The 17,008-nt window shown below is 69.3% G+C and carries 18 protein-coding genes; 7 read left to right on the top strand and 11 right to left on the bottom strand.

What is annotated here, in order from left to right; translation table 11 throughout:
• Positions 1-7 precede the first annotated feature (7 nt).
• Complete coding sequence (locus AC3RXZ_RS12450) at positions 8-628, bottom strand: TrmH family RNA methyltransferase (protein ID WP_243229351.1); 621 nt, start codon at positions 626-628, stop codon at positions 8-10.
• A 22-nt stretch (positions 629-650) separates the two neighbouring features.
• Between AC3RXZ_RS12450 and AC3RXZ_RS12445 the strand changes: the two genes are divergently transcribed.
• From AC3RXZ_RS12445 to AC3RXZ_RS12425, 5 genes are all read left to right on the top strand, one after another.
• A complete protein-coding gene (locus AC3RXZ_RS12445) occupies positions 651-1,280 on the top strand; it encodes a metal-dependent transcriptional regulator (protein WP_491494237.1) in 630 nt (209 codons plus the stop codon).
• A gap of 108 nt (positions 1,281-1,388) precedes the next feature.
• Positions 1,389-3,317 carry a glycoside hydrolase family 10-like protein gene (locus tag AC3RXZ_RS12440; RefSeq protein ID WP_491494236.1) on the top strand — a complete coding sequence of 643 codons (1,929 nt, stop codon included), beginning with the start codon at positions 1,389-1,391 and terminating at the stop codon, positions 3,315-3,317.
• Positions 3,318-3,416: 99 nt separating this feature from the next.
• Complete coding sequence (locus AC3RXZ_RS12435) at positions 3,417-4,196, top strand: HAD-IIA family hydrolase (RefSeq protein ID WP_243229344.1); 780 nt, start codon at positions 3,417-3,419, stop codon at positions 4,194-4,196.
• 1 nt (position 4,197) lies between these two features.
• Positions 4,198-4,767, top strand: a complete 570-nt coding sequence (locus AC3RXZ_RS12430; protein ID WP_491494235.1) for a YdeI/OmpD-associated family protein — start codon at positions 4,198-4,200, stop codon at positions 4,765-4,767.
• The gene (locus AC3RXZ_RS12425) at positions 4,764-4,919 is read left to right on the top strand and encodes a hypothetical protein (RefSeq protein ID WP_243229341.1); all 156 of its coding nucleotides are present in this window, start codon (positions 4,764-4,766) and stop codon (positions 4,917-4,919) included. The genes AC3RXZ_RS12430 and AC3RXZ_RS12425 overlap by 4 nt, the downstream gene beginning before the upstream one ends.
• Before the next feature lie 37 nt (positions 4,920-4,956).
• On the opposite strand, the gene AC3RXZ_RS12420 is transcribed toward AC3RXZ_RS12425, so the two are convergent.
• The 6 genes from AC3RXZ_RS12420 to AC3RXZ_RS12395 form a co-directional block, all read right to left on the bottom strand.
• Positions 4,957-6,114, bottom strand: coding sequence for an anhydro-N-acetylmuramic acid kinase (locus tag AC3RXZ_RS12420; protein ID WP_491494234.1), 1,158 nt, complete (start codon positions 6,112-6,114; stop codon positions 4,957-4,959).
• A gap of 103 nt (positions 6,115-6,217) precedes the next feature.
• Entirely contained in the window at positions 6,218-7,309 is a 1,092-nt protein-coding gene (locus AC3RXZ_RS12415; RefSeq protein ID WP_491494233.1) for a Gfo/Idh/MocA family protein, read from the bottom strand.
• Positions 7,306-8,085, bottom strand: coding sequence for a ThuA domain-containing protein (locus AC3RXZ_RS12410; RefSeq protein WP_243229337.1), 780 nt, complete (start codon positions 8,083-8,085; stop codon positions 7,306-7,308). The genes AC3RXZ_RS12415 and AC3RXZ_RS12410 overlap by 4 nt, the downstream gene beginning before the upstream one ends.
• Positions 8,086-8,112: 27 nt before the next feature.
• Positions 8,113-8,976 (bottom strand): carbohydrate ABC transporter permease, encoded by an 864-nt coding sequence (locus AC3RXZ_RS12405; protein WP_374208980.1) that lies wholly within the window; start codon positions 8,974-8,976, stop codon positions 8,113-8,115.
• A 13-nt stretch (positions 8,977-8,989) separates the two neighbouring features.
• Positions 8,990-9,937, bottom strand: coding sequence for a carbohydrate ABC transporter permease (locus AC3RXZ_RS12400; RefSeq protein ID WP_243229336.1), 948 nt, complete (start codon positions 9,935-9,937; stop codon positions 8,990-8,992).
• Positions 9,938-10,002: 65 nt separating this feature from the next.
• Entirely contained in the window at positions 10,003-11,226 is a 1,224-nt protein-coding gene (locus AC3RXZ_RS12395) for a sugar ABC transporter substrate-binding protein (protein ID WP_491494232.1), read from the bottom strand.
• A gap of 160 nt (positions 11,227-11,386) precedes the next feature.
• On the opposite strand from AC3RXZ_RS12395, the gene AC3RXZ_RS12390 reads away from it, so the two are divergent.
• On the top strand, positions 11,387-12,412 hold the full coding sequence (locus tag AC3RXZ_RS12390; protein ID WP_243229333.1) for a LacI family DNA-binding transcriptional regulator: 1,026 nt from the start codon (positions 11,387-11,389) through the stop codon (positions 12,410-12,412).
• A 31-nt stretch (positions 12,413-12,443) separates the two neighbouring features.
• On the opposite strand, the gene AC3RXZ_RS12385 is transcribed toward AC3RXZ_RS12390, so the two are convergent.
• Together AC3RXZ_RS12385 and AC3RXZ_RS12380 are read right to left on the bottom strand one after the other, a co-directional pair.
• Positions 12,444-13,523, bottom strand: coding sequence for a Gfo/Idh/MocA family protein (locus tag AC3RXZ_RS12385; protein WP_491494231.1), 1,080 nt, complete (start codon positions 13,521-13,523; stop codon positions 12,444-12,446).
• On the bottom strand, positions 13,520-14,218 hold the full coding sequence (locus AC3RXZ_RS12380) for a ThuA domain-containing protein (RefSeq protein ID WP_374208979.1): 699 nt from the start codon (positions 14,216-14,218) through the stop codon (positions 13,520-13,522). The genes AC3RXZ_RS12385 and AC3RXZ_RS12380 overlap by 4 nt, the downstream gene beginning before the upstream one ends.
• A gap of 117 nt (positions 14,219-14,335) precedes the next feature.
• Between AC3RXZ_RS12380 and AC3RXZ_RS12375 the strand changes: the two genes are divergently transcribed.
• Positions 14,336-15,481, top strand: a complete 1,146-nt coding sequence (locus AC3RXZ_RS12375; RefSeq protein WP_491494363.1) for a Gfo/Idh/MocA family protein — start codon at positions 14,336-14,338, stop codon at positions 15,479-15,481.
• 41 nt (positions 15,482-15,522) lie between these two features.
• Here the strand turns inward: AC3RXZ_RS12375 and AC3RXZ_RS12370 are convergent, their stop codons facing one another.
• Entirely contained in the window at positions 15,523-16,425 is a 903-nt protein-coding gene (locus tag AC3RXZ_RS12370) for an ROK family protein (protein ID WP_243229327.1), read from the bottom strand.
• A complete protein-coding gene (gene pyrE, locus AC3RXZ_RS12365) occupies positions 16,422-16,979 on the bottom strand; it encodes an orotate phosphoribosyltransferase (protein WP_243229325.1) in 558 nt (185 codons plus the stop codon). The genes AC3RXZ_RS12370 and pyrE overlap by 4 nt, the downstream gene beginning before the upstream one ends.
• Between the last annotated feature and the right edge of the window lie 29 nt (positions 16,980-17,008).

Raw genomic sequence — 17,008 nt, 5'->3', positions numbered from 1 at the left:
GACCCGCTCATCCCCCGGCGTACCGCCGGCACCACTCGTACATGACCACGGCGCCTGCGGCCGACGCGTTGATCGATCGGGTCGAGCCGTACTGGGTGATCTCGATATGCGCGGATGCCGCAGCGAGCGCCTCGTCGGTGAGCCCCGGCCCCTCCTGACCGAACAGGAACACGCACCGCTCCGGCAGGTCGGCGCGATCCACCGGGACCGCCTCGCCGACGTTGTCCACCGCGATGATCGGCAGCCCGGCATCCGTGGCCCAGGCCGCGAACGAGGCGACGTCCTCATGATGCACGACGTGCTGGTAGCGGTCGGTGACCATGGCGCCGCGCTTGTTCCAGCGCCTGCGCCCGATGATGTGCACGGTGTCGGCGAGGAACGCGTTGGCGCTGCGGACGATGGAGCCGATGTTCATGTCGTGCTGCCAGTTCTCGATCGCCACGTGGAACGAGTGCCGCTTCGTGTCGAGGTCGGCGACGATCGCCTCCATGCGCCAGTAGCGATACCGGTCGATGACGTTGCGCGTGTCTCCGTGCTCGAGCAGCTCCGGGTCGTATTGGTCCGAGTCGGGCCACTCGCCCTTCCAGGGGCCGACGCCATGGGTGCTGCGCTCGGGGGTCTCGCTCACCCCGCCAGCGTAGTCTGGAGGCGTGGCATCCCCCGCGGCAGACGATTACCTGAAGACGGTGTACGCGCACACCGAGTGGCAGGACGCCCCGATCACCCCGTCGCAGCTGGCGGCGAAGCTGGGCATCGCGCCCTCGAGCGTGACCGAGATGGTCAAGAAGCTCGCAGCAGCCGGCCTCGTCTCGCACGTGCCCTACGGCGCCGTGCGTCTGACGGATGCGGGACTCGCCCGCGCCCTGTCGATGGTGCGCCGCCACCGGCTGATCGAGACCTGGCTCGTGCAGGAGTTCGGCTACGCGTGGGACGAAGTGCACGACGAGGCCGAGGTGCTCGAGCACACCATCAGCGATCGCCTGCTGGAGGGCATCGACGAGCGGCTCGGCCGGCCGCGATTCGACCCGCACGGCGATGCGATCCCGGATGCCGAGGGCGTCGTCGAGCGGGTGCCCTTCGTCCTGCTGGCGGATGCACCGGTCGGACATGTCGGTCGGGTGCTCCGCGTCGACGATCGCGATCCCGAGCTGCTGCGATCGCTGGAAGCCGCCGGCCTCGATGTCGGGGCGGAGGTCCGGGTCGGCGACGCGAGCCTGACGGTCGGCACCACGGAACTCGAACTCGACGACGCAGCGCACGCCATCTGGCTCAGCCGATAGTCAACACGCAGCGACTGCGCGACACACGCGTCGGCGTGCCCGACAATCGTTTCCACCGATGTGCAAGACTGTGAAAATCCTTGTCACAATCGATGGAGTGAGGACTCGATGAAGAGACGCCCCCTGGCTGCGGCCGCAGCCGCCCTGCTGATGATCGCCGCACCGACGGCTGCCGCCGCGACGGCCGATGCGACGGAGGATCCGCTCTACAAGTACGTCAAGAACGCCGATGGCACGTACGGCTACGGCACGACCCCGGTCGAGACCTACCCTGGTTCGGGAACGCAGGTCTCGATCCCCAGCGACCTCGTCGAACAGCCCCGTCGATTCTCCAGCGCGTGGGTGGCGACGATCGGCAACCTGAACTTCGGGAAGCCGACCGGCGAGGCCGACTTCGCCGCGAAGTACGACGCGGTGCTCGACGACTTCGAGATGTGGAACATGAACTCCGTGATCTTCCAGGTGCGCCCGCTGCTCGACGCGTACTACCCCTCGGAGATCAATCCGTGGTCGGAGTTCCTCGGCGGTCCGCAGGGCACCGACCCCGGATACGACCCGCTCGCGCACATGGTGGAGGCGACGCACGAACGCGGCATGGAGTACCACGCCTGGCTCAACCCGTACCGCGTGACCAACACCAAGATGACGGCATCCACGATCCTCTCGGCGCTGGGAATGACCGCCGACCAGGTGCGGGCGCTGAGCACGCCGGAGTACATCGCGGCGCTCAACACCGCGGGCATCCTCGCCGACGAGAACTTCGCCGTGCAGCATCCGGAACTGGTGCTGTCGTTCGACGAGAAGCTGTTCCTCGACCCCGGCCGTCCGGAGGTGCGGGACTACGTCGCGGCATCCGTAGCTGAGATCGTCGAGAACTACGACGTCGACGCGATCCACTTCGACGACTACTTCTACCCGTACCGGATCAGCGTCAACGGCGTGAACGTCTTCTTCGGCGAGGCCGGCGAGGACCGCGCCACGTTCGAGCAGTACGGCCTCTCCGCGGGATACGAGGACTCGAAGGCCGGCATCGAGCAGTGGCGTCGCGACAACGTGACCGGCCTGATCACCGAGGTCGGCGACGCGATCACGGCGCACAACGAGGCCGCGGACACCGCGGTCCAGTTCGGAGTGAGCCCGTTCGGGATCTGGGAGCACATCGAGCTCGACCCGGCCGGATCGCACACGCCGATCACGTCCTCGCAGAGCTACAGCTCCTCGATCTTCGCCGATACCCGAGGATGGGTCCAGGACGAGCTGGTCGACTATCTGACGCCGCAGATCTACTGGAGCTTCGATCAGGGAGCCGCCCCCTACGGCGAGCTCGCCGAGTGGTGGAGCGGCACGACCGCCGACAGCCGTACGCAGATCTACACCGGCCACGCCCTCTACAAGCACGTGAACAACGGCGGGTTCGAGGCGGCGTGGATGAACCCGCAGGAGGTGCCGAACCAGATCCGCTTCAACCAGAAGCTCGACGGCATCGACGGCAGCGTCCTGTTCAGCTACAACGACATGCGCCCGACGGACCTGTCGACGGTCGCACCGGCACTCCAGCCGCGCCACCAGGCCAAGAACGAGGCGATCGAGCTGCTCAAGGACGAGGCGTTCTCGTACCCGACGCTGACACCCGCCAAGCCCTGGCTGTCGGACGGCGACGTCGCGGCGCCGGGCAGCGTCATCGCGGACGGCTCCACGCTTTCGTGGGCCCAGTGCGGCGAGGCGCGCTTCTTCGCGGTGTACTCGGGAACGGGCTCCGCGGAAGAGGTCGTGGCGGCGCCGGGTACGCTCGTCGACCGCATCTGGGCGGGAGGCGAGAGCAGGTTCGAGTACACGATCCCGGCGGATGCCGACCCGGATGCGACCTGGGTCGTCACCGCGCTCGACGCGGCATCCGTGCAGAGCGACGCCGTGGAAGCGGCCGAGCCGTCGACCCACCCCGGTGGCGGGAACGGGAAGGCCAAGGGACACGACAAGGGCAACGGCGCAGGACACGGGCACGGCAACGGCAACGTGTGCAAGGCACCGCGCGGTTGACATAGCCCGCAGGACCGCCGCTCGTCCCCGGGTCACCCGGGGCGGGCGGCGGCCCGTTCCCCGGACGTTCGCGCCGGCTCGCACGTCTAGGCTGGCCTCATGGCAGAACGCTCCGAGATCGAATGCTGGCTCACCGACATGGACGGCGTGCTCGTCCACGAGAACGACGCCATCCCGGGCGCCGCTGAGCTGCTCGCAGGCTGGGAGGCCTCCGGCACCCCGTACCTCGTGCTGACCAACAACTCGATCTTCACGGCCCGCGACCTCTCCGCGCGCCTGCGCGCGAGCGGTCTGACCGTGCCCGAGGACCGCATCTGGACCTCGGCGCTGGCCACGGCATCCTTCCTCCAGCAGCAGGTCCCCGGCGGCTCGGCCTTCGTCATCGGCGAGGCCGGCATCCTCACGGCCCTGCACGAGGCCGGATTCGTCATGACCGAGACCTCCCCGGATTTCGTCGTCGTCGGCGAGACCCGCAACTACTCGTTCGAGGCCATCACGAAGGCCATCCGTCTCATCAACGGCGGGGCGCGGTTCATCGTCACGAACCCCGACGCGACCGGGCCGAGCGCCGACGGCCCGCTGCCGGCGACCGGCGCGATCGCGGCCCTCATCACGAAAGCGACGGGCAAGGAGCCCTACGTCGTCGGCAAGCCCAACCCGATGATGTTCCGTTCGGCGCTGAACAAGATCGGCGCCCACTCCAAGCGCACCGGCATGATCGGCGACCGGATGGACACCGACGTCGTCGCCGGCATCGAGGCGGGCCTGCACACCGTCCTCGTGCTCACCGGTATCAGCGACACGGCCGAGATCGAGAAGTACCCGTTCCGCCCGGACGAGGTCGTGAACTCGGTCGCGGACCTGCTCCCCGAGGGCTGACGTGGGCGCCCTCGACGACGGGGAACGCATCCGCGCTTCGGATGCCGCGGCCTGGCGCTCCTGGCTCGAGGAGCATCATGGCCGCCCGGACGGCGTGTGGCTGCTGAGCGTCCGGGGCACGCGCACCGACGGCGTCGGCTACGAGGACGCCGTTCGGCAGGCGCTGTGCTTCGGCTGGATCGACGGCCCGGTGCGCACCTTCGACGACGACACGGTCGGCCAGTGGTTCTCGCCACGGCGGCCGTCGAGCGGCTGGGCCGCGACCAACAAGGCCCGCATCGCCGAGCTCGATGAGGCGGGGATGCTGGCACCCGCCGGCATCCGGGCGATCGAGGTCGCGAAGGCGAACGGCGCGTGGACCGTGCTGGACGGACCGGAGGCCGGGATCGAGCCGGATGAGCTCGCGGCCGCACTGGATGCCGTCCCCGCCGCGCGCGAGCACTGGGACGCGTTCCCGAAGTCGGTGAAGAAGCTCGGGCTGACGCACATCGCGATGGCGAAGCGGCCGGAGACCCGCTCGGCCCGCATCGCGAAGATCGTGGCGGATGCCGCGGAAGGGAGACGGCCGTGAACCAGAGCGACATGCTCTTCCTCGTGCTGATCCTCATCGGGATCTCGTCGCTCGCGCTCCTGGCGGTGCAGCTGCTGCGCCGACCCAAGCGCGACGATCGCGGAGAGTGGTACGAGGGCCCCTGGGACGACGACGACAAGCCCCGACGCTGAGGCGACCGCGCGTCCACAGGGCGGATGACTGAGCGGCTCAGGCCAGGGTCAGGCCGCGAAGCGTCGCGACCGGCTCCGGCATGCGCAGCGGCCCGCTGCCCGGCGTGATGGTCCCGAGGATGCGCGGCTCCCGCGCTCCCGTCCCGCCGGGGACGACGGCGGGGACGCCGTGCATCGTGCACCAGCCGATGAGCGCGAACAGGATCGCCTCCTTGGCGTCGGCGGACGCGCCCAGCTCATCCGCGAGGACGACCTCGACCTCCGGGAGCGCCTCGCGCAGCCCCTCAAGGATGAGCGGGTTCCGGCATCCGCCTCCCGAGACGGCGAGGAAGCCGATGCCGGCTCGCCGAACGTCCTGAGCGACGGTGCGCACCGTCAGCTCCGTGAGCGTGCGCACCACGTCCTCGACCGGGATGTCGCGCCCCTGACCGTCGACGGCCTCACGCACGTAGGCGAGGTGGAAGTGCTCCTTGCCTGTGCTCTTGGGCGCGGCGAGCGCGTAGTACGGGTCGGCCAGCAGCGCATCGAGCAGCGCCCGATCGACGCGGCCGGACCGGGCGATGGCGGCGTTCTCGTCGTAGCCGAGATCGTTCAGTCTCTCGGCCGTCACGACGGCGTCCACCAGCGCGTTCGCGGGGCCGATGTCATAGGCCGACACCGCGCCGTCTCCGACGACCGTGATGTTGGCGATCCCGCCGAGGTTCAGCGCCGCCGAGACACCCGACCGCCCCCTCAGCAGCAGTTCGTCGAGGAACGAGACCAGCGGTGCACCGTGTCCTCCCGCTGTGATGTCGCGGATGCGCACGTCCGAGACGACCGGGGCCCCGACGCGCTCGGCGATCCACGCCGGCTGGCCGATCTGCAGCGTCCCGCGCGCGTGGTCGCCGTCGACCCAGTGGAACACGGTCTGTCCGTGGCTGCAGATCGCGTCCACTCCTCCGACGGCCGCGGCGGCGGACGCGGCGACCTCGGCGAAGGCCTGACCGATCAAGGTGTCCAGTTCGCAGACCTCAGCGAGCGTGGTCGGCGCGGGCGGGAGGGCCGCGACCAGCCGCGCACGCAGCTCCGGCGCGTAGGGAATGCTGTCCTCGTGCAGCACGCGGCCCTGAAGGCGTCCCCCGGACTCCGCGAAGTCGACCACGGCGACGTCGATCCCATCGTGCGAGGTTCCCGAGAGCAGTCCGAGTACGCGCATCCGCCGTCCTTCCGTCGTCTCCTACGAGCGTACGACGGATTTGTCAGGACCCCTGACAGAACGGGCGCCCGGCCCGAGGGCCGGACGGGCGCGTTCCGAGCCTTCAGCCCCGTGCGCGCAGCGCCGACCGCACATCGTCGCGGTCGGTCGCCTCGAGCGCTTCCTGCCGCGCCTTCTCGATCACGCCGTCGATCCGCACCCGCTGCCCGGTCTCGGCCGACTGCACGGCCGCCTGCACCATGGCGAGGCTGCGCAGGTTCTCGGACGCCGCACCGTCGGGACGCCGGCCCGTGCGCAGTGCGGCGACGAAGGCCGCGAGCGACCCCGCGATCTCCTGGGCTCCCGTCTCCAGCGGAACCGGCACGGCTCCCCCAGCCTCGGGCCGGTGGACGACCGGCGGCCCGTCGCCGTCCCATTCCGCCGACCCGTGGGCTGCGCTGACGCGCCATGACCCGTTCCAGGACGTCTCGAGCCCCGGTGCGCACCAGCTGCCGTTGTACACGTAGCGGATGCCGCCGTCGAACTCGAACACCGCCGCCGCGTTCGCCGCGCCCTCGTACCAGCTCCACTCCGGATTGAACTCCTCGCAGTACACCGACACCGGCTCCGCGTCGATGAGGAAGCGGGCGGCGTCGAACGCGTGGATCGCCATGTCCACCAGCAGCACGTGCGGCATCCGCTCGCGGAAGCCGCCGAAGTGCGGAGCCTTGAAGAAGTCCGTGCGCACGGTGCCGATCGCCCCGAGCCCCTTCACCTCCCTGCGCAGTGCGTGAAGAGCGGGGAAATAGCGTCGCGACTGGCTGATCATGAGGAGTTCTCCGGATGCCTCGGCGATCGCGGCCTGCACCATGGCCGTGGCGACCGTGGGTGCGGCCGGTTTCTCGCACAGCACGGGCAACCCGGCATCCAGCGCCTCGGTGTTCACCACCAGATGCGCCTCCGGCACCGTGACGTTCACGACGGCGTCCGCCGCCGCGGCCCTCGCGACCTCCGCCGTGCTGCGTCCGATCTCGACACCGGAGAGGCGCGCATCGTCGAGCGCCGCGCGGGCGGCGTCCAGATCGAGGTCCACGAGGCCGACCAGCTCGACATCCGGGTCGGCGGCGATCGTGCGCAGCCATGCTCTGCCCATGCCTCCGGCGCCGACCTGCACGAGGCGCAGCGGCCGATCGCCGCCGACGGCACGGAAGCTCATCGCTGCATCGCCCCCTGATATCCCTGGCCGTTGTAGAAGTCCTCGCGCTCGTAGCGCAGGAGCACGGGGATCGTGCGCTCCGGTCGCAGCGTCCTGGCCCACTCCACGCCGTTGGAGATGACCTTGCGCACCTCGGCCTGGTGGTAGACGGGATAGTCCTGGTCCCCCGGGCTGAAGTAGAAGATCCTGCCGAATCCGCGGCGGTACGTCATGCCGCTGCGGAACACCTCGCCCCCCGTGAAGGTCGACAGGAACACGAGCTCATCAGGTGCGGGCACGTCGAAGAACTCGCCGTACATCTCCTGCGCCGGGATGATGAACGGGTGCGGGATGCCCTGCGCGATCGGATGCGTCGGATCCACCGTCCACACGATCTCGCGGTCGTCCTTGGACCGCCAGCGCAGCGTGCAGGTGGTGCCCATGAGCTTGCCGAAGATCTTCGACCAGTGTCCGGAATGCAGGACGAGCAGTCCCATGCCCTCGAGCACGTGCCGGTGCACGCGCTCGACGATCTCGTCTGCGACCTCGGAGTGCGCGGCATGCCCCCACCAGACCAGCACGTCGGTGCCCGCGAGCAGCTCCTCGGTGAGACCGTGCTCGGGGTCGTCGAGCGTCACTGTGGTGACGACGGCCCGCGCGCCGAGGTTCTCCTCGATGCCCTCCTTGATCGTGGCGTGCATGCCGTCGGGGTAGATGTCGCGCACCTTCTGCTCGACCTGCTCGTGGCGGTTCTCGCCCCACACGACGACGCGGATGGGGGTGGCTGTCTCAGTCATGGATGCTCCTTGCTGTGGTTTCTTCTGTCATTTGACGGCGCCTCCGGTCGCTCCGGCCGCGATGTAACGCTGCGCGAGCACGAGCAGCAGGATCGCCGGGATCGACGACAGCACCGCGGTGGCCATGACGGCGCTCCAGTTGGCCACCTGCGTGCCGAGGTATTGGTAGATGCCGAGCGTCACGGGAGTGATGTCCTCAGTGGTGGTGAGGGTGAGAGCGAACAGGAAGTCGCTCCAGGAGAACAGGAACGCGAACAGACCGGCCGTGATGAGGGAGTTCCTGGCGACCGGCAGCACGATCGACCAGAAGGCCCGGAAGTGGCCTGCGCCGTCCACGCGGGCCGCCTCGATGATCGATGCGGGCACGCTCATCATGAAGGCGCGCAGGATCATGATCGAGAACGGGATCGCCGAGGTGGCGTCGGCGAGGATGAGCCCGGGGATGGTGTTGAGGATGCCGAGGTCGTTGTACGCGGCGTACAGGGCGTTCGCGATCACGATGCCGGGGATCATCTGCGCGATCAGCACGGCGAGCAGCGCGACGTTGATCCAGCGGTACCGGAACTGCGCGAGAGCGTATGCGGCGGGCGCCGCGATCGCGAGGCTCAGGATGACCGTGCCGATCGAGATGATCAGGCTCGTGATCAGATTGGCGCCCTGATCCGCGATCGCCTTCTCGTACCCGGCGAAGCTGGGATTCAGCGGGAAGAGCGTCGCGGTGAGCGTGTTCCCCGACGGCTGCAGGGACGCGTTGATCATCCAGTAGACGGGGAAGAGCATGATCGCGAGGAAGACGATCCCCAGCACCGTGTAGACGAGGTTCTTCCCGGAGCGGCGCTGCGCACGACGCGCGGCAGCGGCGTCGCCGGTGACGATGGCCATGGTGGTCATGTGCGATTCCCTTCTACTCGTCCACGGCCTTGCGGTTGCCGCGGAGATACACCACGGCGAAGACCAGGGAGATCAGGATCAGGATGTTGCTGAAGGCGGCCCCGACCCCGAACTCGAAGTCGATGAACGAGGTCTGGTACGACCGGATGGCGACGGTCTGGGTCGCGTTGGCCGGACCGCCGCCGGTGAGGCCGAGGATGATGTCGATGACCTTCAGGGTGTAGACGACCCCGAGCACGAGCACGACGTTGATGACCGGACGCAGGTTGGGCAGCGTGATGTGCCAGAACGCCTTCCAGCCGGTCGCCCCGTCCAGGGACGCCGCCTCGTACAGCTCTTCGGGGATGTCCTGCAGGCCGCCGTACAGGATGGTCACGTTGAACGGTATGCCGATCCAGATGTTCACCAGGATGACGCTCAGCAGCGCGACATCCGGGCTGGTCAGCCAGGGAACGGCGCCGATGCCCAGTTGGGCGAGGAACGCGTTCAGGATCCCGCTGTCCTGATCCAGGATCGAACGCCATGTGGCGCTGGCGACGATCAGGGGGAGCAGCCAGGGCAGCAGCAGCATCGCCCGAAGGAACCCGCTGAGCGGGAAGCGACGGTGGAAGAAGACTGCGAGCGCGAGCCCGATCACGAACTGCCCGGCGATCGAGCCGATCGTGAACAGCGCCGTGTTCGTCATCGCGGGCCAGAACAGGTTGCTGCTGACGACCGTGATGTAGTTCTGCAGGCCCACCCACGGGGCCTCGCCGGTGAAGAAGGTCCTGGTCGTGTACTCCTGGAAGCTCATCGTGAGGTTCTTCACGACCGGGTAGCCGAAGAACAGCACGATGTAGAGGGCGGCGGGCACCACGAACAGCGCCTTGACGAGGCTCTCGCGGCGGATGCGGCGCCGACGCGGCGTCGACGGCGGTGCGGCGGTGGCGGCTCGGGGTTCCGCGGTGGCTGTGGTCGTCATCTCGATCTCCCTTCCGGATGCCCGCGGCGACGCAGGAGCGCCGCCGCGGGGCGTCGGATTCGGGCTCAGCCCTCGGCGGCCTGCTCGAACGCCTCGTCGGGCGTCGCCTTGCCGGTCAGCGCGAGCTGGATGGCGTTGTAGATGACGGTCGCCTGCGTCGGCCATTCCTCGCCGAGCTGGCCCGTGCGCGAGCGCGCATTGACGACCTGTTCGGCGAACGCCGCCATCGTCGGCACCTTCTCCGTGAACTCCGGGATCACGTCGGCGCGGGTCGGGACCGTGAAGCGCGTCTCCGCCGCCTGGAGGGCGATCTCGTCGCTGCCCATGCACTGCACGAACTCCGCCGCGTTCGCCTGCTTCTCGGCATCCCCCGTCTGGGGAACCGTCCACACCTCGCCTCCCAGCGGCGCGACGGGCGTCTGGCCTTCCTCGTTCACGGGCACCTGCACGGTCGCCCAGTTCACGTCGGTCTCGTTGAGGGCGGGAATGTTCCACGGGCCGTTGATCATCATCGCCGCCTTGCCTGCGGCGAACTGGTCCTTGACGTCGCCCTGGCTCCAGTTGACGACGCTCTGAGACGCGGAGCCGTCGTTCACGAGGTCGACCCACAGCTGCAGGGCTTCGGCGTTCTCAGGAGTCTGCAGGTCGGTCTCCTCCCCGCCGTTCGTCCACATGAACGGCAGGAACTGCCAGGTCCCCTCGTAGGTCGCGATGGCGGAGAAGGCCATCCCGTACTGGTCTCCGACGGTCAGGGCGGCCGCGGCCTCCTTCAGCTCCGCCCACGTCGTCGGCGGCTCGATGCCCGCAGCCTCGAGGATGTCGACGTTGTAGAACAGACCCAGCGTGTTCACGGCCGGCGCGAGGCCGTACACCTCGCCCTCGTAGGTCGCCGCCTCGATGATGCCGTCGATGTACCCGGACGTGTCCACGTCGAAGTCGCTCAGCGGTGCGAGGGCCCCGCTGGCCGCGATCTCCTGGACGTCGGGGTTGTCGAGCATGAGCACGTCGGGCAGCGTCTTGGAGGACGCACGCTGCAGAACCTTCTGGATGAGGTCCTTGCCCGGCACCGACTCTCGTTCGATGGTGAGACCGAGGTCGGCGGCGCACTGGTCGAGGAGCTCCTGGACCAGTCCCTTGTCGGGTTCGTTGTTGTAGTAGTCGAGGATCGTGATGGTCTTCGGGTCCCCACCTGACGATCCTCCCGCGCCGCTGCCGCTGCAGCCGGCGAGGGCGAGCGGGACGACGGTGAGAGCGGCGGCGGCCGTGAGCAGCTTGCGTCGAGTGCGCATCATTGACTCCTTCGTATGAGATGCGGGTACAGCGGATGGAACCGTGCGGGGCTTCGGTGCGCCCTCGGACGGCCATCGTTAAAGCGTTTAAACTCTCGGTGGGAACGAGTATGGATCGATAAGTTGTTGTTGTCAACAAGTTCGGCCGAAGGGGAGCCCGATGGTCACCATGAACGACGTCGCGAAGCGCGCGGGCGTCTCGATCGCGACGGTGTCCTTCGTGCTGAGCGGCGCGAAGCCCATCTCGGCGGCCACCCGCGAGCGCGTCGAGACCGCCATGCGAGAGCTCGGCTACCGGCGAAATCCGGTGGGCGCCGCGCTCGCACGCGGGCGGACGAACATCATCGCGCTGCTGTATCCGGCGCTGCAGCGGCCGGCGACGGGCTCCGTGATGGGCTTCTTCACCAGCGCGGCCGCCCGCGCCCAGGAGCTGGGGCGCAACCTCGTGCTGTGGCCGATCAGCAATGACGCGGGCGAGGCCGCCGCACTGGCGAACACGGGTCTCGTCGACGGCGTGCTGCTCATGGAGGTCCAACTGGAGGACGCCCGCGTCGAGGCGCTGCGGCCGGGGACCACGCCGTTCGCCCTCATCGGCCGCACCAGGGACACCGCAGGACTCACGTTCGTCGACGTCGATTTCGAGGCCTCCATGTCGGAGGCGGTCGCAGCGCTCGACGGGCTCGGACACCGGCGGATCGCCTTCGTCACCGGCAACTGGGGAGACCTGCACCTCGAGGACCACGGTGCGGCCGAGCGCTCACGCGCCTGCTTCCGCACCGAGATGGCCCGGCGCGGTGTCAGAAAGCCCCTGATCGTGCCGTGCGCGGAGAACTCGCTGGACGGACGACGACTCGGGCGGACGCTGATCACCGAGCACCCGGAGCTGACGGCGCTCGTCGTCATGAACGAGCATGCCGCTCCGGGCATCGTGATGGGCCTGCGGGATGCCGGCCGCCGCGTCCCCGACGACGTGTCGATCATCTCGATCGGCTCGTCGGCCAACATGGCCGGGATGGCGGACCCGCCGCTGAGCTTCATGCGCACCCCGGGCGAAGAGCTCGGGAGACTGGGAGTCGACGCGATCATCGAGCGCATCGAGAACGCGGGCGCTGAGCCGCCGGCCGTCCTGCTCGCCTGCGAGATGCAGCCGGGGGCGACGCTGGTGCGGGTTCGTCCGGGCGACTGACGCCGCCCGGACAGGATCTCCGCCGCCCGCGTCAGATCTCCGACAGCGGCACGGGAGCCGGCCGGTCGCACGTGCTCTCGATGGCCACCGACCGGCCTTCCTCCGCCGAGCGCAGCACCGACAGCATGACCTCCAGCGAGTGGAATCCCACCGCGCCCGACGCGCGCGCTCCGTCCGCCCCCGTCACGGCGCGGTCGTGGATTCCGACGCCGCGACCGGCGTCCGCGTAGCCGGCCGAGACCGGGAGCGTCGTCCACCCCTCATCACCCAGCGCCTTCAGCTGCACGTCTCCGGCGAAGTTGTTCGGGTCGGGGACGACGAGCGACCCCTGCTCGCCGTGCACCTCGATGCTCGAGGCCTTCGTGGCGACGGCGTCGAACGACATCACCAGCGTCGACAGGGCGCCGGAGGCATGCGTGAGCACCCCGGTGACGTGCGTCGCGACCTCGACGGGGATGCTCTCACCGGATCGCGCCCCCGAACCGATCATGCGCGTGTTCCGCGTACGGCTCGCCGCCCCGAGCACGCTCACGACCGGCCCCAGCAGCTGGATCAGCGCCGACACGTAGTACGGTCCCATGTCCAGCAGCGGCCCTCCGCCGGGCAGGTAGTAGAAGTCCGGATGGGGATGCCAGCGCTCATGACCCGGCGTCATCATGGTGGCGGTCGCGGAGATCGGCCGGCCCACGAGCCCGTCGTCGATCGCCTTGCGCGCGGTCTGGACGCCGGTGCCGAGAACCGTGTCCGGCGCGCTCCCGACCCAGACCCCCGCGGCGGCGGCCGCGTCGAGCAGGGCGACGGCCGACGGGATGTCCGCGGTCAGCGGCTTCTCGGTGTAGACGTCCTTGCCGGCCGCGATCACGCGCTGGGCGACCTCCGCGTGCGCGGCGGGGATCGTCAGGTTCACGACGAGCTGGACGTCGGGATCCGCGAGCAGTTCGTCGATACCGAGCGCACGCACGCCGGGCACGCGCGCCGCGACCTCGGCGGCGCGCTCGGGAACGAGGTCAGCGACCGCGACGAGCTCGACGCTGCTCAGCCGGGAGAAGGTGTCGAGGTACTGAGCGGCGATGTTTCCGCATCCGATGATCCCGACCTTCAGCGACGTCACCGGCTCGCCCACAGCATCCCCCGCTCGATGATCGTCCGGACGTTCGGGTCCTGCAGGATGTCGACCGAGTGCCCGGGGGTCGCGACGAAGATGCGCCCCTCGCCCCACAGCCGCGTCCACACGGCCGGCGAGACGATCGGACGGTGCCACGGATGGTACGGCTGCACGGGGTGCGTCGTCGTGGCCAGAACGTCGATGAGGTCGTCGTGCAGCACCCAGTACTGCTCGGTCTCCAGTTCGAAGTCCTCGATGCCGGCCATGATCTCGTGGGATCGGCCGAGGTCGGTCACCTCCACGGTGTAGCGCAGGTAGTTGTCGCGCTCGCCCCCGGGGCGCTCGTCGGGATGCCGTCCCGGATGCGTCGCGAACTGGCCGCCGATGAGCTGCAGGTAGTCCGAGCTGCTGCGGTACGAGTCGGCGATGCCGCCGTGCCATCCCGCCATACCGGTGCCGGCCTCGATCGCGGAGCGCAGGCCGACCAGCTGGTCGTGCTCGATCGTGCTCATGGTGTTGCTCTGCACGATGAGGTCCACGCCCGCCATCACCCCGGCATCCGCGTACACGGCCGGGCCGTCCTCGATCCTGACGTCGTATCCGCTGTCCTTCAGGAACGGGACGAACAGGTCCGTCGCCTCGACGGGATGATGCCCGTCCCATCCTCCGCGCACGATGAGGGCTGAACGCGTGCTGCTCACAGTTCTCCTTCTGCCGATCGACGCCGATCTGGACATCGCGTCGTCCACGATATATGTTGCCAGAAACAACTTTTAAGGGGAACCCGTCGAAGGAGACAATGAGTCATGCGCGTCGCGATGATCGGTCACGGATTCATGGGAGCAGCCCATTCTCAGGGATGGCGGACGGCTCCGCGATTCTTCGATCTGCCTCTCCGCCCCGAGATGCATCTGCTCGTGGGCAGGGATGCCGCGAAGACCGAAGCCGCCGCGGCGCAATGGGGCTGGTCGCAGACGTCGACCGACTGGCAGGACGCCGTGCAGCGCGAGGACGTGGACGTCGTCGACATCGTCACCCCGGGTGACACGCACGCCGAGATCGCCCTGGCGGCGCTGCGCGCCGGCAAGCACGTGATCTGCGAGAAGCCGCTCGCCAACAGCGTCGCCGAGGCCGAGGAGATGACCGCCGCCGCCGAGGACGCGGCCGCAAGCGGCATCCGGTCGATGGTCGGCTTCACGTACCGCCGCGTCCCGGCCGCCGTGTTCGCTCGCCGGCTGGTCGCCGACGGGCGCCTGGGCGAGATCCGCCAGATCAGGGCCGAGTACCTGCAGGACTGGCTGACGGACGCCGAGGCTCCGCTGACCTGGCGCCTGCAGAAGGAGCGTGCCGGATCGGGCTCGCTCGGCGACATCGGCGCGCACGCGATCGACATGGTCGAGTACGTCACAGGCATCCGGCTCTCGAGCGTGTCGGGCGTGCTCGAGACGATCGTCCCCGAGCGCCCGCTGCTCGGCGAGGGAGTCGGGCTCAGCGGGACGGCTTCGGCCGAACGCGGCCCGGTCACGGTGGACGACGTCGCCCTGTTCCACGGCCGCTTCGAGAACGGCGCGCTCGGATCGTTCGAGGCGACGCGCTTCCGCACCGGCCGCAAGAACGCTTTCCGGTTCGAGATCTCCGGTTCCCTCGGCGCACTGTCCTTCGACATGGAGCGCATGAACGAGCTCGAGTTCTACGACGCCACGTCACCGGAACTCGAACAGGGATTCCGGCGCATCCTCGTCACCGAGCACGAGCACCCGTACACCGGGTCCTGGTGGCCGACCGGCCACATGCTCGGCTATGAGCACGGCTTCAGTCACCAGGTGGTCGACTTCGTCCAGGCCGTCTCCGACGGGACCCAGCCCCGGCCGTCGTTCGCCGACGCGCTGCACGTGCAGCGCGTTCTGGATGCCGTGGAGCGCAGTTCCGCGGCCGGAAGCGCCTGGACCCCGGTCGGCGGCTGAGACGCTCTGCACAGCGCCGTTCCTACGCTCCCGCGCGCTGACTAACGCAGCACGAATGCGGCGGCGCCGATGAGCGGCCCCTCGTCGCCGAGCCCCGAGCGCACGACGCGCGTACGGCGGGAGTACTCGTGCGCGGCGCTGCCGGTGAGGGCGGCCTGGACGAGGTCGATGTAGTCGTCGGAGACGCGGGAGAACCCGCCGCCGATCGCGACGATGTCGAGGTCGACGAGCGTCGCGGCATCCGCGAGCGCCTGGCCGACCGCCGTCGCCGACCGCTCGATCGCGGCCCGTGCGGTGGCGTCTCCGGCTGCGGCGTCGCGGGCGAGGTCCTCTCCCGTCGCTCCAGTCCAGCCCTGGGTCTGCGCCCACGCCGCACTGGCCGGCCCGGAGGCGATCTCCTCCAGCGTGAGCCCGCCCTCGCGGCGGACCTGCCCGAGGTGTCCGGCGTTGCCCGTGGCACCGGGGATGTACGCGCCGTTCACGACGAACCCTCCGCCGACCCCTGTCGACACGACGATCGAGAGCGACGCCCGCGCGTCGCGGGTCGCTCCGAGCCAGGATTCGGCGAGCGCCAGCGCCCCGCCGTCGTGACCGAACACCGTGGAAACGTCGCGTCCCAGGAGGCGGGATGCCGTGTTCTTCACGGCCGCGGCGAGACCGTAGCCGCGCACCTGCGGCATGTTCACGGGGAGGATCTGCCCGGCGTTGCGGTCGATCGGGCCGGCGCTGCCGATGCCGGCTCCGACGAGCTCCGCGCCGTCGGGGAGGCGGGAGATCGCGTGGGCGATCACCGTTGCGATCGCGTCGTCGAGCGACGCGGGCGTCGCATCGCGGCCCGTCGCGCGGCGGCTGCGGCTTCCCCGCACGAGGGCGCCGTCGTCGGCGACGAGCGCGGCCTCCATCTTCGTGCCGCCGACGTCGACGGCCAGCGCGTACCGGGTCACTGCGGGTCGAGTCCGAGGTCGTCGAGATCGAACGCGGCGCGCCACTCGAGGCCCGCCTCCTCGATCGCGGCCTGCGCACCGGTCTTGCGGTCGACGATCACGGCGACGGCGACGACCTCCGCGCCCTCCCGGCGCAGCGCCTCCACAGCCTTGAGCGCGGACTGTCCGGTGGTGGAGGTGTCCTCCAGGACGACGACGCGCTTGCCCGAGACATCCGCGCCCTCGATCTGACGACCGCGGCCGTGGTCCTTGGGCTCCTTGCGCACGACGAAGGCGTCCAGGGGGCGGTCCGTCGCTACGGACGCGTGCATGACGGAGTTCGCGATCGGGTCGGCGCCGAGCGTCAGTCCGCCCACGGCCGTCACGTCGAGGTCCGCGATGAGGTCCAGCATGATGCGTCCGATGGCGGGAGCGGCGCGGTGATCGAGGGTCAGCTTGCGCATGTCGACGTAGTACGTCGCCTTCTTGCCGCTGGAGAGGGTGAAGTCGCCGTGGAACACCGCCTCATCCGTGATGAGGGCGAGCAGGGACTGGCGGTCTGCATCGAGGGTCACGGCATCCAGTGTAGGGCGCGGCCCCTGGC

This window comes from Microbacterium cucumeris (assembly GCF_058349845.2).
The sequence above is the reverse complement of the archived record's forward strand: the minus strand, read 5'-3'. Positions and strand labels throughout refer to the sequence as shown.

Bases quoted from the DNA above. Each gene is read 5' to 3' on its own strand.
- AC3RXZ_RS12440 (WP_491494236.1), top strand. From the start codon at position 1,389: ATGAAGAGACGCCCCCTGGCTGCGGCCGCAGCCGCCCTGCTGATGATC.
- AC3RXZ_RS12435 (WP_243229344.1), top strand. From the start codon at position 3,417: ATGGCAGAACGCTCCGAGATCGAATGCTGGCTCACCGACATGGACGGC.
- AC3RXZ_RS12415 (WP_491494233.1), bottom strand. From the start codon at position 7,309: ATGAGCTTCCGTGCCGTCGGCGGCGATCGGCCGCTGCGCCTCGTGCAG.
- AC3RXZ_RS12400 (WP_243229336.1), bottom strand. From the start codon at position 9,937: ATGACGACCACAGCCACCGCGGAACCCCGAGCCGCCACCGCCGCACCG.
- AC3RXZ_RS12410 (WP_243229337.1), bottom strand. From the start codon at position 8,085: ATGACTGAGACAGCCACCCCCATCCGCGTCGTCGTGTGGGGCGAGAAC.
- AC3RXZ_RS12375 (WP_491494363.1), top strand. From the start codon at position 14,336: ATGATCGGTCACGGATTCATGGGAGCAGCCCATTCTCAGGGATGGCGG.
- AC3RXZ_RS12405 (WP_374208980.1), bottom strand. From the start codon at position 8,976: ATGACCACCATGGCCATCGTCACCGGCGACGCCGCTGCCGCGCGTCGT.
- AC3RXZ_RS12420 (WP_491494234.1), bottom strand. From the start codon at position 6,114: ATGCGCGTACTCGGACTGCTCTCGGGAACCTCGCACGATGGGATCGAC.
- AC3RXZ_RS12395 (WP_491494232.1), bottom strand. From the start codon at position 11,226: ATGCGCACTCGACGCAAGCTGCTCACGGCCGCCGCCGCTCTCACCGTC.
- AC3RXZ_RS12390 (WP_243229333.1), top strand. From the start codon at position 11,387: ATGGTCACCATGAACGACGTCGCGAAGCGCGCGGGCGTCTCGATCGCG.